The organism is Acinetobacter johnsonii ANC 3681 (assembly GCF_000368805.1).
Lineage (GTDB): Bacteria > Pseudomonadota > Gammaproteobacteria > Pseudomonadales > Moraxellaceae > Acinetobacter > Acinetobacter johnsonii.
This window is the reverse complement of the sequence record NZ_KB849709.1, coordinates 173,411-187,807: the sequence shown is the minus strand read 5'-3', so window position 1 is coordinate 187,807 and position 14,397 is coordinate 173,411. Positions and strand designations below refer to the sequence as shown.

The 14,397-nt window shown below is 40.5% G+C and carries 15 protein-coding genes and 1 pseudogene; 9 read left to right on the top strand and 7 right to left on the bottom strand.

What is annotated here, in order from left to right:
• Nucleotides 1-10: 10 nt before the first annotated feature.
• Nucleotides 11-1,075: an amidohydrolase family protein gene (locus tag F946_RS16725; protein WP_004984959.1), complete on the bottom strand. Its 1,065-nt coding sequence runs from the start codon at nt 1,073-1,075 to the stop codon at nt 11-13.
• Between the two features lie 121 nt (nt 1,076-1,196).
• The gene (locus tag F946_RS16720) at nt 1,197-1,592 is read right to left on the bottom strand and encodes a DUF3144 domain-containing protein (RefSeq protein WP_004696747.1); all 396 of its coding nucleotides are present in this window, start codon (nt 1,590-1,592) and stop codon (nt 1,197-1,199) included.
• Nucleotides 1,593-1,706: 114 nt separating this feature from the next.
• Between F946_RS16720 and F946_RS16715 the strand changes: the two genes are divergently transcribed.
• A complete protein-coding gene (locus F946_RS16715; protein ID WP_004984956.1) occupies nt 1,707-2,339 on the top strand; it encodes a hypothetical protein in 633 nt (210 codons plus the stop codon).
• Between the two features lie 69 nt (nt 2,340-2,408).
• Here the strand turns inward: F946_RS16715 and F946_RS16710 are convergent, their stop codons facing one another.
• Entirely contained in the window at nt 2,409-3,869 is a 1,461-nt protein-coding gene (locus F946_RS16710; RefSeq protein ID WP_004984953.1) for a CYTH and CHAD domain-containing protein, read from the bottom strand.
• Nucleotides 3,870-4,262: 393 nt separating this feature from the next.
• The gene (locus F946_RS16705; RefSeq protein WP_004984949.1) at nt 4,263-5,723 is read right to left on the bottom strand and encodes a CYTH domain-containing protein; all 1,461 of its coding nucleotides are present in this window, start codon (nt 5,721-5,723) and stop codon (nt 4,263-4,265) included.
• A gap of 286 nt (nt 5,724-6,009) precedes the next feature.
• Between F946_RS16705 and F946_RS16700 the strand changes: the two are divergent.
• The 5 genes and pseudogenes from F946_RS16700 to F946_RS16680 all read left to right on the top strand — a co-directional run bounded on the left by F946_RS16700 (nt 6,010) and on the right by F946_RS16680 (nt 10,211).
• Nucleotides 6,010-6,392: pseudogene (locus F946_RS16700) on the top strand (Mpo1-like protein).
• Between the two features lie 518 nt (nt 6,393-6,910).
• Nucleotides 6,911-7,531 carry a thiamine phosphate synthase gene (thiE, locus tag F946_RS16695; RefSeq protein ID WP_004984943.1) on the top strand — a complete coding sequence of 207 codons (621 nt, stop codon included), beginning with the start codon at nt 6,911-6,913 and terminating at the stop codon, nt 7,529-7,531.
• Nucleotides 7,532-7,573: 42 nt separating this feature from the next.
• Nucleotides 7,574-8,872: a glutamate-1-semialdehyde 2,1-aminomutase gene (hemL, locus tag F946_RS16690; RefSeq protein ID WP_004696756.1), complete on the top strand. Its 1,299-nt coding sequence runs from the start codon at nt 7,574-7,576 to the stop codon at nt 8,870-8,872.
• A 143-nt stretch (nt 8,873-9,015) separates the two neighbouring features.
• Nucleotides 9,016-9,855, top strand: a complete 840-nt coding sequence (locus F946_RS16685) for a hypothetical protein (protein ID WP_004984939.1) — start codon at nt 9,016-9,018, stop codon at nt 9,853-9,855.
• A 29-nt stretch (nt 9,856-9,884) separates the two neighbouring features.
• On the top strand, nt 9,885-10,211 hold the full coding sequence (locus tag F946_RS16680) for a hypothetical protein (RefSeq protein WP_004984937.1): 327 nt from the start codon (nt 9,885-9,887) through the stop codon (nt 10,209-10,211).
• A gap of 3 nt (nt 10,212-10,214) precedes the next feature.
• Here F946_RS16680 and ruvC read toward each other — a convergent pair whose 3' ends face one another.
• The gene (gene ruvC, locus F946_RS16675) at nt 10,215-10,760 is read right to left on the bottom strand and encodes a crossover junction endodeoxyribonuclease RuvC (RefSeq protein WP_004984936.1); all 546 of its coding nucleotides are present in this window, start codon (nt 10,758-10,760) and stop codon (nt 10,215-10,217) included.
• A gap of 122 nt (nt 10,761-10,882) precedes the next feature.
• Here ruvC and F946_RS16670 point away from each other — a divergent pair, with 122 nt between their 5' ends.
• Nucleotides 10,883-11,464, top strand: a complete 582-nt coding sequence (locus F946_RS16670) for an FxsA family protein (RefSeq protein WP_035327338.1) — start codon at nt 10,883-10,885, stop codon at nt 11,462-11,464.
• A 131-nt stretch (nt 11,465-11,595) separates the two neighbouring features.
• Nucleotides 11,596-12,237: a LysE family transporter gene (locus F946_RS16665; RefSeq protein ID WP_035327336.1), complete on the top strand. Its 642-nt coding sequence runs from the start codon at nt 11,596-11,598 to the stop codon at nt 12,235-12,237.
• Here the strand turns inward: F946_RS16665 and F946_RS16660 are convergent.
• Nucleotides 12,199-12,411, bottom strand: coding sequence for a hypothetical protein (locus F946_RS16660; protein WP_004984928.1), 213 nt, complete (start codon nt 12,409-12,411; stop codon nt 12,199-12,201). The genes F946_RS16665 and F946_RS16660 overlap by 39 nt on opposite strands.
• A 314-nt stretch (nt 12,412-12,725) precedes the next feature.
• Here F946_RS16660 and F946_RS16655 point away from each other — a divergent pair, with 314 nt between their 5' ends.
• Nucleotides 12,726-12,971, top strand: coding sequence for a hypothetical protein (locus tag F946_RS16655; RefSeq protein ID WP_005401120.1), 246 nt, complete (start codon nt 12,726-12,728; stop codon nt 12,969-12,971).
• 96 nt (nt 12,972-13,067) lie between these two features.
• Here F946_RS16655 and metK read toward each other — a convergent pair whose 3' ends face one another.
• Entirely contained in the window at nt 13,068-14,234 is a 1,167-nt protein-coding gene (metK, locus tag F946_RS16650) for a methionine adenosyltransferase (protein WP_004984924.1), read from the bottom strand.
• Nucleotides 14,235-14,397: the final 163 nt, after the last annotated feature.

The following is a 14,397-nucleotide window of genomic DNA, read 5'->3' as shown; positions in this document are numbered from 1 at the left end:
ATTTTTTTAATTAAAGCCGATAAAACTGTTTGGCATTGTGATGGAATACGCGCTCTAAAGCATCAGGGTCATAGGCTGCGACAACATCACTAAAAGCATCGATAATATTCACCAATGATGTACTGACCGAATCCATTGGAAAGTTAGAGGCAAACATCACCCGATAGGTGCCAAAACAGGCGAGGGTATGTGTAATCATGGGATGTGCAAGGTCAAACACTTCTTGTTTAGACGCCAGTCGACCTTCTTTATGAAAGCGATGTCCTAATACAGGCATGAAGAGCCCTGACATTTTGGTATAGACATTTGGACAACTGGCGAGTTCTGCTAAGTCATCTTTCCAACGGAAGAAAATATTTTCCCGTGCCGTCTGTGTCATCCCTGTATTTGTACCAATTGGGCCAAATAAACCTGCGGGTGTACCCAAATGATCGAGCACAATGGAAGTTTCAGGGAACTGCTTGGCCAGATAAATCACATCTTCGAGCTGCGTAGAATAAACCCAAGCATCAAAACTCAAGTTGTATTGGGACAGTACTTCGAAGCCTTTGAGAAATTTTTTATCACGGTATAAGTGTGGTTCATCTGCCCACGCATGGATTTCTTTGTCTTCATGAAAAGACGCCATTTTACGAATACCACGAAAGTGTGGGGAAGCTTTATGGTGTAATTTTAGGATCTTTTTAAAGTTACGATCACGCGGGTCAGCTGTTGCGACGATGCCACCCAATTTGACGGTATCCGCTCCAAAAGCTAAAGACTCGATAAACTGAGTTTCCTCAACCACACCTTTGCCTTTGCTGTGATGCCAACTGGCTTCAACATGTACCACTTGTTCTACTGTGTATGGGCCAGTATCGAGTTTATAGTCTTGGGGCAAATAAGGACGTGTGATATGACGGGTTAGACCGATGGTTTCAATCAGATCTTTAGGTTTCACCAAACGAACCATCTTATCCAAAAGCTTAGGATGCTTACCCAATAATTTGACTGCCAAAGCCGCTGCATGTGGCGTGCTATATGGGTCCCATTGATGGATGTGTGGATCGATGAGTGCAAAGTCCAAATGCTGCATATTCTTCCCTAAGTCATTTTCCTTAGCGATTACCTTACTGTAAATTGATGTGTTGCAACATTGTATTTCTTTTCAAATACGACGAAATGAAAAAAGCCTGCACGAGGCAGGCTTGGATTGATCAGTGATCGTGTTTGTGGTCATGCTTGTTGGCATGAAATTCTTCGTTATGACGGAAACGAAGGTAGTTCTCAAACTGTTCACAATATTCGTCATAGTTGTCTTCAAGCATCATTTGGAACTGTTGCAAAATATAAGACATCACTTGTTCTTTGGCATCACGCATTTCATCGCCATCTTTAAAGTTGTTGGCTGCCACCCACGTGTTAAAGCGTGCTGTACCAAACAACATCGCAGCACTCACTTGGCCACGTATTTCAGCAGGTTTCACTTGTGAACCTTTTTCAGTGCGACAAAAATCGTTGGCTTGCTTAATAAATTCATCTGCACGTTCAAAAAAAGCAGCATTCAACGCTTCTTCTTCGGTTACATCTGTTGCTTCAATCTTCTGAACCATGAACTTGTCCTAAAATACATAAATAACTCAGACTGCATTATAGGCAAAGCCTTGCAGAAACTAAACCTTTGCCTTAATCTAAAAATAGCCTAAGCAATAAAATAGAGAATATCTATGCAAGACGCCATTGCGGTACAAAGTTTAAAAAGTGATATTGCCTTATTGCGTCAAAATATTTGGCCACCACAAAATCTAGCCAATGTTGAAGGCTTGCCTATCTACTATGGAACGAAATTGGAAGTCGAGGACTACTACCACCAGTGGACGGGTTTAATTGAGCGGGCGCAAGACTTGTTCCAACCCTTTATGGAAGACGAGGTGTTGGATGCGATTCATTTACCTAGTCATTTGAACTTACCGCTGTTTTATTTTCATGTCGATCGTATTCGGATTAATAAAACCCGCGCCAAAGAGTCTAAAAGTTTTCGCGGCATTGCGAGCTTAATTGAAAAATGCGGACAATTTGAACCAGAACAGGTACAGGCTATGCGCGCTTGGGTGGACAGCGATGATAATGCCGCTTTGGTTGCACATCGTGAGTTTATTGATCTCAGAACCTATGTCTTTCAACACGGACAGAGTGAATATACCCGTACCCGATTTTATGTAAATGGTATCGTGTTAAGTACCGAAGCACACTTTGAACTGGTCGATGCACGAGACAAACCACGTAAACAGCGCAGTGATAGCTATAACGACCCCTTAGCAGATAACAATACGTGGAAAGTGTATGGCAAGTATCGTTAACTGAGGTATCGGCAGGGAATTCACTTATAGAAGAGCCTTTCGCGGTTGATCTATATTTTGATTTAAAGGCTATTTCAGCTTTTTGGTTTGACTAAACTGCATCAGTTGTTGTTCAACCAATTTCAGCATCCTATTTTTTTCCGCAGCAATCCAGCCTGTAGCAAAACTATAGGCGGCTTCTGGTTCAGAGGCTTGTGAAAATAAGGCTTCTGCAACCACCAAATCATTATAGTGCCCCAAGCTTTCCTGAACTGCTTTAAGTTTTTTTAAATAAGTTTTTAAAGCTTTTGCATCGAGTAAAGACGCCGCGAACTCAATGCTATAACGCAGTTGTTTGACTTGTTTACGAATGCGGTGTTTTTCCTCATCTTCAAGCTGGCTAAAGTGCTCGGCATGCGCGCATATTTTATGGTGTAAAGCTTGTATCACTTTGAGTGCATGTTTTTTCAGTTTGCTTTTTGAAGGCGAATCTAGTTCTTGCTCTGTAAATAAAATTAATTCAAGCCAAAGTTGAGTCGTTTCTGGTCGTTGGAATAGAGCGCAGACATCAGTGATGGCTTCTGTACTTGGAGCAAGATGGTCTAATGGATAACCTGCCTCAATTAGCTGAGGAAGTAAATCCTCGTTCAGCGCATCGATATCACGTGTTCCACTTAAGGCTTGAAAAATAGTGGTGAGTTCCGTTTTCCAGTGCGGTTGCGTAGCCTCCGACCATGCAGTAAAACTTTTTAGTGCACTACGTAATCGGCGGATTGCCACGCGTGCTTGGTGCACATGCTCACTGGAGTACTGCTGTCGAGCAATTGAACTGGCATTCGGAAGTAAGTGCTGTAAGCAATTGGCCACTATGCTTTGTAGCGCTTCAGCTTCACTTGAGGTTCTGTTCAGTACAAGAGCTGTTTGATACTGCGCAGGAAAGTAGGTCTGTTGGTGAACCACTTGAAGACCATAGTCAGATTTACTGTGTGTGTCGAGATTCAGTTGGTATTTTTGAACCCAAGGTCGTATAAATGCGATCAAATCTTCTATTGATCCTTGTTTTAATTCAAATTCGATTTCGAAAATATCAACACTGTTTTGTTCTTTAAAAATTTTTCCAATATCGAGTGCAACTTCAACTGTACTACTTCCAACATTTTGCAAAATGCGTAAACGTTGGATGTTGGTTTCAAAGAGCAATTCCAGGGTTGGAAGTGGAAGCCCCAAAGCGCGTTTTAATTTTTTATAGGCAGCAGGATAAGCTTCATAGTTATGTAAGTCGAGAGTAGTCGTCTCAGGTAGTGAAATATCAAATTCAAGTTCAAAGCGACTCAATGCTTTTGCGCTGTTCACTGCTTTGAAGGTTTGTTTCCATGCATCATTTTCCAGACGCCGTCGAATCTCGATGCAATGCTTAGCAAGCGTTTGATCGACTGTATCAAAGTATTGGGCTGCCAAATGAATCGGCTCAGCCTTGAGCAGTGTAAATGCTTTTTGCAAGGCCTTACGCTTCTTAACTGGAACTTGAAACTTAAATTCAATCTCTTGCATAGCCCTGACTCATGACAATCTACGTTTTACTATATGCTAAATTGAGCAAAAAAAGACCAGTTTTGAATAGGTATAAGCTAAAAGAGCAGAAATAGTGGGCTAGATGTCACTTTTAAAATGAGATGGTGGTTGGAAATATGCAAGTTAATAAGTACAGATGGTTACTTCGAAGTGATAATAAATTTACATTGAGTAGGAATGTATAGGCTTACTTTTTAAGAATAAAAATGAATATAAGGCCTGTATTGTTTTGATAATAGGCCGTTTTGTCATAGATAAATTAGCGGTTTGAAGCGACCAACTATGATTTTCTATCATGGTTTTAGGTCTTATCAGGCTTTGTGGGGATGATAGCAGTCATGTATTAACATGACTGCTTTGGTATACAGAGCGTTATTTTAAGAATTTACGGCTAACTAAGAACTGTTCTGTCACTTCTAAAAGTTTATCGGCATAAACTTCAAGCTTCGCCGTGAGCCAACCCAAAACAAACCAATCACTGGCTTCAAGTTCGGTCTGTTGAATGTATGCAGCTGAAGTCGCCAAGATTTGATATTCATGTGCAGCTTGTTGGGCATCATTCAACGCTTTACTGTATTTCTGCAAATTTTTCACATCATAAATTGACGTTAAAATAGGAAAGCTAAACTTCAATTCCTTAATTTTCTGCGCCAATACATCTAAGCTTTCAAAGTGACTAATATCCGCAGCATTTAAGCTTTCTTGTAGCTGTCGATATTGGTTTTGCAGGGTATTGTGTGCATAGGTTTTCAAATCCTGCTTTTGCACCTGATCATGTGAACTTAAACTAAAGGTCAATAATTCAAGATAATGATGGACGTTCTGTGTCGATTTGACTAAATTTCCAAGCTTTTCTTGAGCATATAAAATGTCTTTGGCAAGATTTTCTGTAGTGGTTGGATTCTGAAGAAAAGCGCCTAGGGTACTTTGCATATGCTGCAAATGTTGTAAATGATCAAACTGATGTTTGAATGCGGCAAGTTGCATCGCCCATTTATCAGAAATATTACTATTCCAGTCTTTAAATAAAGCCAAGGTCAGTTGTAAGTGCTCTAAAGCAGTTTGTGCTTGATCAATATGGCTTTGCTCAGCAACACCTGCTGAAATTGCAGCAATATTTGGCAGTAAATGCTGCATTTGCTGACCAATCAACAAACTCAGGTTATGTGCCGCACTTTCTTTTTTCGATAACACAAACTCTTTTTCAAAACGTGCTGGACTTACGGTTTGCTCAAGTGCCAGTAGATTACCCATTTCGGCTTTGCTGCGGACATCTAACCACAGTTGATACTTCTTCACCCATTCAAAACTAAAAGCCAAAAGCGACTGAACAGAGCCTGATTTGAGTTCAAACTCTACCTCATGGATGGTCTGTTCTCGACCAGATGCACGAACCACTCCGACATCCAAACAGACTTCAATTTCAGCGTCTTCAAACTCAATGACGCGATAGGTACGTTGGATGTCCGTTTCAAAAGTGAGTTTTAACGCAGCCGCGTCCACTCCTAAAGCTTGGGTTAAAATTTGCTGAGCCTCTGGAATAGCTTCATAAATGCTTAAGTCCAGTTCAGGAGATGACTCTAACTCACCCAAATTATGATTATGTTCAAAACGGTGTAAATGACTTTTACCTGCGGCTTTGAGTGTTTGAATCCAGCAAGCACCTTCAAGACGCTGACGCAAAGCAGCACCATGTTGGGCCAAGAGGCGATCAGGCGTGTCAAAATACTTGGCTTGAAGTTGAATCGTTTCAGATTTTTTAGGATCTAAAGCTTTAAGAAGGGCGGTACGTCGTGCTTCGCTAATCTGAAATTTTAATTCAATTTCAACCATGAAAAATTCCTAATTTGAGGGGCTAGGTCAGTGCCAAGCCTTTATGTATTTAGATGCATGATCTGTAGTTTGTTTTTATGTGCGCTAAAGGCACACCAATGGACCACTGGATTGTAGCGAAAAAGAGACAGTATGTAAGACTTGACGACACAATAAAACAAAGTTGCAGCATGAGATTGATCAAAAAACAATTCTGTTTTTAGTGGACACGCGCCTAGAGGCGATTGCACTTTGCAGATTGCATATTTTCAGCTATGTTGGTAAAAAACCATCAGGATGATGACAGATGAATGCTCAGGTTGAACCGAAACAGGAACACGACGCTGAACCTAATTTTCAATTGCCGATTAAGGACTATCACCAGTTTTATCGTTTTATCTAACAGAGCACCGCAACATCATGAGTCGTCGGCTACACGTTGCGGGCAGTTCTATTGGGCTGTACTTTTTCTCTAAAGCTATACTTAAACGCAAGCCGCGTTATTTTATATACGGCTTAGTCTCTGGCTATGCTTGTGCGTGGGTAGGTCATTTTGTTTTTGAAAAAAATAAGCCGGCCAGTTTTAAACAGCCTTTGTATAGTTTTATTTCTGACTGGCGCATGTTTTCCGATGTTTTACGTGGAAATTTAAGCTTACAAGATCGTGCCTTGGATAAAATTCCAAGTTAGTGAAGCACTTTGTGACTTCATCATGAAAGTTTTATGAAAAGCTTGAAATTAACAGTTGCAAAGTATGAATTAATGTTCTAATAATGAGGTCGTTGATTATATTTTCATCAAATAATATATAAGTACTTTGAACTTTAAAGTGCTTTTAGTTTTCCAAGCCTAGAGCGACCTTCTCTAGGCTTTTTTTATATGGACGTTAATTAAAATATGCGGCTTTTTAGCTTTTATGATGTTATTTCAACATCACTGGTTTAAAAAGCTAAAAAGCCGTATCAGATCGCTGTGTGTCTCTTATTCTTGTTATAAAGTTGTTATTTTTATTTTATTCTTGTTGCTTTCTGTATCCATTAAACTGCGAAAGCGGTGGGGCGACTATCACTGAAAATAGGTATTTTTATATAGCCTGAACTTGGCCGCGGGATTTTTGTGCAAAGCAAAGTATTTTCGGTCCCAATTCATTAAAGAATTAGTCACCATTAGCTTTATAATAGAATGACATAACCCAAAGGTAGAGTTAAATGCGCGGTTTATATTTAATTACAAATGATGATCCTTTAGAGCTACTTTTGGCTAAGCTAGAAGGTGCAATGGCAACACGTGAAGTTGCCATTTTGCAGTATCGCCGAAAAAAAGTACCCAAAGAAGAACAGGCTTACGAAGTTGAGTATATGAAAGCGATGTGCGCTGAGTATCGTGTTCCTTTTGTGATCAATGATGACTTAGAAATGGCCGTTAAATACGGCGTTGGTGTGCATTTAGGGCAAGGTGATGGCGAAGTTGCCGAAGCTGTCGCACGCCTGCCAAAAGATACGGTGATTGGTCGTACGTGTTTGAACTCGATTGAGCTGGCTGAAAAGGCGATTACTGAAGGTGCAACTTACGTCGCTTTTGGTGCAATTTATGCAACTGAGACCAAGCCAGAAGCTGGCAATATTGGCTTGCAGACTTTAAAAGAAGCCAAAGCCAAATTGAATGTGCCTATTTGTGCGATTGGTGGCTTAACAGTTGAAAATTCAGGTGAAGTGATCGAAGCTGGTGCCGACCTTTGCGCAGTGATTAGTGATATATTAGGGCTATCAATGTCTGCGATTCCTGATCGTATAGAACAGTGGGCTGATTTATTTGCATCTAAAGCTTAAGCGTTTTTAGATGTTTTTTTATTTTTTGAGTTGAGTAACTTCATGAGCTTATCTCCAAAGCAAGAACAATTGTTTAAACAAGCAAGCAAACATATTCCGGGTGGTGTGAACTCACCTGTACGTGCATTTAATAGCGTAGGCGGAACGCCTGTCTTTATTGAAAAGGCGCAAGGTGCATACTTGTACGATGTGGATGGTAAGCGCTATGTAGATTATGTGGGCTCATGGGGACCAATGATTTTAGGTCATGCTCATCCTGAAATTATTAAAGCAGTTCAAAATGCTGCAGTGGATGGATTAAGTTTCGGTGCGCCTACTGTACATGAAACGACTTTAGCCGACATTATTTGCGAAATTATGCCGTCAATTGAGCTGGTTCGTATGACCAACTCAGGTACTGAAGCTACCATGACCGCTATTCGTCTTGCGCGTGGTTATACAGGTCGTGACAAGATTGTAAAATTTGAAGGCTGTTACCACGGTCATTCAGACTCACTGCTAGTAAAAGCAGGTTCAGGTTTGTTAACCAGCGGCGAAGGTGAAGCGACTTCAGCTGGTGTTCCTGCCGACTTTGCCAAACACACATTGACTCTTCCATATAACGATATTGCTACTTTAAAAGAGTGCTTTGCTAAGTTTGGTTCAGAGATTGCAGGGGTGATTGTGGAGCCTGTGGCAGGGAACATGAATCTAGTCAAACCAATCGAAGGCTTCTTACAAGCGATTCGTGATGTATGTGATGAACATGGTTCTGTTTTTATCATTGATGAAGTGATGACTGGTTTCCGTGTTGGATTGGGTGGTGCGCAAGCTCACTATGGCGTGACTCCTGATTTAACCACTTTGGGTAAAATTATTGGTGCAGGCTTACCCGTTGGTGCTTTTGGTGGGAAACGAGAAGTGATGGAGTGTATTGCTCCACTGGGTAAAGTTTACCAAGCTGGAACACTGTCGGGGAATCCACTTGCAATGCGTGCAGGGATTGAGATGTTTAAACACCTGCGCCAAGATGGTTTTTATGAAAAATTGACAGCGCAGCTAGAAAAACTGCTTGTGGGTTTACAAGCCGCGGCTGATGAAGCGGGTATTGCTTTTAAAACGCAACAAGTAGGCGGTATGTTTGGTTTGTACTTTACCGATCAAGAAGACATTACCAGCTTCGACTCGATGCTGAAGTGTGATATCGATGCATTCCGTAAGTTCTTCCATGGAATGTTAGACCGTGGTGTGAACCTTGCACCATCTGCCTTTGAAGCTGGCTTTATTTCAGCTGCCCATTCTGATGAAGACATTGAATTTACCCTGCAAGCAGCGAAAGAAGTTTTTGCAAGTATGAAGTAAGTATTTCTCCTTGTTAAAAAAGCCCATCTCATTTGATGGGCTTTTTTATGATGGGTATTTTGAATAAAAAATACTATATCTCAAATACTTTGTGTTAATTTTAGGAGTGCATGAAAAAAATGAATAATTAAATAAGATGACTTATGATTTTAAATTTTCTTCGAAAGCCTATTCAGCTAAAACATTTTTTGATCTTTATACTATTGTCACCAATCATTATCGTTATTTTGAGTGTTATTGTTAGTGTATTAGAACCAAGTGATGTACCGAGCTTAAAAGAAAAACCATATGAGTGTGGAAGTTTTGGCGATCAGAAAATGCACATTGATCGACGATATTTATTTTTTGCAAGTGTTGAATATCAAGATGTTAATTATTGGGAGAAAGGTTCTAATCAACTACATAATACCAAAGGTTGTAATGATCAAATCGGTAACGCCACATTTCTTGTGAAATGGCCAGAAATGCATCCTTCAGAAGGTTTTAGGCTTTCCTCAAATCAAATCAGTGACATCGCTTTCACTTTATCACAACGTGGTAATTGGAAGGATGAGTGGGGAGACGACAAAACGTTTTTTGATTATACGCCTTCATTGAAATTTTATTTAAGTGAACGGATGGGTGCTCGAAAAGATATGAGCATAAGTGAGATTAATTCGGAGAAGAAATTTAATGCAAGTTTGTCACTTTATGAAATAGATTTGGGAGAGCAAGATAATATTTCTAAAAAAATTTACTGGAAAGAAGAAAACGGGAAAGGCATTGGTGTAGTCATTGCGTGTGCTTCATATCCAAGTGGTGCTACGGCGTGTGAATTAAATAGTCATGTACCAAATTATGGTTTTAATACTAGTAATTTGGATATAGATTTCCATGCGGAGCTTCTGCCACATTGGGAAAAAATTCAGCGTGATTCTTTAAAATTATTTAATTCTTTTCAGATAGAAGAAAATAAAGTAAATGCTTCGGGTAAAGAACATTGATGTAGTAATGGTAAAAGTGGGGAGGAAGAATGGATAAATACTTACTGGTGGCCTTGGTGGTTGGTGCATGCATACTTTTGGTGATTTATACCCAACTTGCACCATCAGGTGGACAGAAAAATTTTAAACAAATCGTACAGCAGGCATTTAGTCGTTATAAAGTGATCGAAAAAAACTACACCATTATGATTTGTGAGATTAACCATCGCAATGAGCCAGAAGAATTGGTCTTTATACGTATCGATCCTGCTCAAAAGAAAAATTTACGCATTTCAGGAAGAATGCTGATAGCAACTTATCCCAAAGCACCGTCGGTACGTGAAATGCGTAAAGACTTTAAAGACTATCTCACTTAACACTTAGCGTCGACGAGAGCTACTACGGCTGCGTCCGCGCGCCATACCGCCAAGAGCATTGAGTACAGCAAGCTTGGTCATACTGCCTGAAGCATGTGCATGACAGATGGCAGCAGCGAGAGCATCGGCGGCATCTTGCTGTGGTTTGATGCTCAGGTTTAGGAGTCTCATCACCATCATTTGTACTTGTTCTTTGTCCGCAGCGCCATAACCGACCACCGACTGTTTAATCTGGCGTGCGGTGTATTCTGCAACTTGTAGGTCAAGGTTGACCAGTGCAGCAATAGCAGCCCCGCGTGCTTGCCCTAGCTTCAGTGCGGAGTCAGGGTTTTGTGCCATAAATACTTGCTCAACTGCGGCTTCGGTTGGGCCATGAAATTTTACAATACGATCAATCCCTGCAAAAATACGTTTTAGCCGTTCAGGCATATCAGCAGCTTCGGTACGAATGGTGCCAGCATCGACAAAAATTAGTTTTTGACCTTCTTTTTGAATAATACCGTAGCCTGTGAGGCGAGAACCGGGGTCAATACCAATAATTAATGACATGCTTGCCCTTTAAAAAAAATAATATGCCCATATTGTTACATAAGCGTATCAAAAAAGCTTGATGTAGATTGAGCACTTGATTCTTGCACCTTATTCATTTTGTTGAGATTAGATTAATTTTCATGAAATTATTTCTTTTTATATTAGCTGGTGTCATTCTCGAAGTCTTCGTATGGATTGGCGTGGGTGACCTCGTTGGTAGCATGTGGTACGTGTTCTTCTGGTTTATTGCCGCTTTCTTTATTGGTATGAGCCTGATTCGTAAGTATTCAGCAGGTTTAATGCCACAAATGCAGCAAATGCAAGCGGGCCAGATGGGTGCAGATCCTGCATTAACAAACAATCTGCCAAAAATCATTGCGGGTTTTCTTTTATTGATTCCTGGCTTGGTGACAGACGTGGTTGCCGTGTTATTGCTTATTCCTGCAGTGCAAAAAGCCATGACAGGTGCACTGATGAACGTGATGATGAAACGTCAGCAAGCGATGATGGAAAAAATGATGGGTGGCATGATGGGGGATATGAATGGCATGGGCGGTGGTGCTCAAGGTCAAAACCCATTTGCAGATATCATGCGTCAGATGCAAGAAATGCAGCAACAGCAGGGCGGTTCAGCTTATCGTGACTCGAGTATTATTGATGGCGAAGCACGAGAAGTCACGCCAGATGCGAAAAAAATTGAAATGAAAGATGTGAATAAATAATTTCATCCCTAATTTTAAAGCCGAGTTCTAACTCGGCTTTTTTTATCTTTATGAAAATGTTTTAAGTGCTTATGATTTAAAATAAATATAACAAACGATATAATTATTTTTTAAAATTTATGCCGTTTTTTATGTCATTGCTTTTCACGATTTGCGCATTGCATTTTGTTGCGCAGCTAAGTCCTGGTCCTGATGTTTTACTGATTGCCAAAAGTTCAGCTTCGACCACACAAAAAAACACTTTAAAAACGATCTTAGGTATTTCTGTTGGCATCGTCGTTTGGGTGGTTTTAACCTTGTTAGGTTTTACCGTACTCATCGAAAAAATGCCATGGATTCAACAGGTATTGATGGTGATTGGTGGGGTGTTCCTTGCACGTATGGGGTGGCTGATGTTGAAAGCTGGCCTCAATACAATGCAGCAAGAAGCCTTGCTAGATGATGGTCAAAAACTGCCTCCACCAAAGGCAAACCATTATTTCATGTCAGGTTTACTGACGAACTTGTCTAACCCGAAAACGCTGATTTATTTCAGTAGTGTGTTTTCATTGGCACTGAGTTCTAGCGCAAGTCCCTATTTAAAAATGCAACTTGCGGTCATTATTCCAATCCAAACTTTTATGACTTTTGCACTGCTGATGCTGCTTTTATCATTACCTAAAATTAAAGCGGCATATCAGCGTTCAGGAAGTTATATTGACATTTTTTCTGGCGGGTTGTTTCTGATTTTTGCTTTATGGCTTTGGTACGATGCTCTCGCAATCTACATCTAAGTCATTTTTAAGCTCTTTAGATGATGGAGCCTGTTCCAAGATAGACACTTCGTCTTTTTTACTTTGCGCATAGCGGTTGGGCTGCAATGTCGCTTCGGTATTTTCTGAGCCCTTATAGCTCCGACTGCGGTTGGCACGTTCGCGTAAACCGCCTTTTTTAATCAACTGAACCATTTTTTCTTCCTCATCGTTGCATCTTATTTTAATAAACAATCGCGAGAAAACTAAAGGGTTTTAAGCAAATATGACGGAATACGTCAAAAACTATTATGTTACAAGATGAAATTGTCATGATTCGGTGTTATAAACAGGAATATGCGTTAAATCAATTGATTAATCTTTCAGTGTAAGCCGTTGCTGACATCACTTCAGGCGAATGGCGCTTGAGTCTCAACAAATACTCACATAAGATAAATGAATCTAACATTCTGTGAGGCAGGGTGATGGACAATAAAAACAAGAAAGGACAAAAACAAGGGGGTAAAGCCATGCTCTATCAATACCACTGCGCATGTTGTGAAACAGTTGTCGCATCAACAGATAAAGACTGTCCAAACTGTGGATCACATAATATTCGAAGTCCTTTTGGATTTTGGATTTTCTGTATTGTTGCATGTCTTGCAGCAGCTATTATCGTTAAATCTGTACAAGTCTATTTGGCCGACCGAAACAGTGAACCCGCTGCCGTGACTTCGCTCTTTGATGTACTCAATCATGACAACAAACCTAAGTAGTGAGGTTCAATGACTTCACGACTGAACTGATGGGCTATTTTCCATCAGTGAAAATAAAAAAAACCCGCATTAAGCGGGTTTCTTTATGGATCAAACTTATAGACCAGCCGAAGCTTTAAGCGCTTCCACTTTGTCTGTTTTTTCCCAAGTAAATGCAGTATCTGAACCTTCACGACCGAAGTGACCATAAGCAGCAGTTTGCTTATACATCGGTTGAATGAGGTCAAGCATACGAGTGATACCGTATGGACGTAAGTCGAAGTGTTCACGGACTAACGCAATGATCAATTCTTCAGATACTTTTGCTGTATTGAAGGTATTGATTGAAATAGACGTTGGCTCAGCCACACCAATGGCATAAGACACTTGAATTTCACATTTGTCTGCAAGGCCCGCAGCTACGATGTTTTTCGCAACATAACGACCTGCATATGCAGCAGAACGGTCAACTTTAGATGGATCTTTACCAGAGAAAGCACCACCACCGTGACGTGCCATACCACCGTAAGTGTCTACAATGATTTTACGACCTGTTAAACCACAGTCACCCACTGGACCACCAATCACAAACATCCCTGTTGGGTTGATGTGGAATTTGGTGTCTGCATGGAACATTTCAGCAGGGATCACTTTTTTCACGATTTCTTCAATCACAGCTTCTTTTAAGTTGCTTTGAGAAATTTCAGGATCGTGCTGGGTAGATAATACGACTGCGTCTAAACGAACAGGCATGCCATTTTCATAAGCAAAAGTCACTTGGCTTTTTGCATCTGGGCGTAACCATGGCAAAGCGCCACTACGACGTAGTTCAGCTTGCTTTTCCATTAAACGGTGTGCATATGAAATTGGAGCAGGCATAAGCACGTCAGTTTCACGGCTTGCATAACCAAACATTAAACCTTGGTCACCTGCACCTTGATCTTCAGGCTTTTGACGGTCTACACCTTGAGCAATCTCTGGTGACTGTTTACCAATCATATTGATCACGGCACATGTTGAACCATCAAAACCAAGGTCAGAATGGTGGTATCCAATGCCATTTACGGTTTGACGAACAATCGCTTCAAAGTCAACATTTGCAGTTGTTGTGATTTCACCTGCAAGTACTACCGCACCCGTTTTTACAAGCGTTTCACAAGCAACCCGCGCATATGGGTCTTCTTTTAAGATCGCATCCAAGATAGCATCACTGATTTGGTCAGCCATTTTATCTGGATGGCCTTCGCTTACAGATTCCGAGGTAAATACAGCGTACTCGCGCATAAGTCCTATCACAGTTAATTTAAAAGACGCAATATGGTACATCGACTTAGCCGTTTGAGCCAGTTCTACACGACCAAAATGACTGAATTTATTTCAATTCAACGACTTTTTATCTGATATAAGCATCTAAAAAATTGATATAGCGTTTATTTTTAGTTCGAAA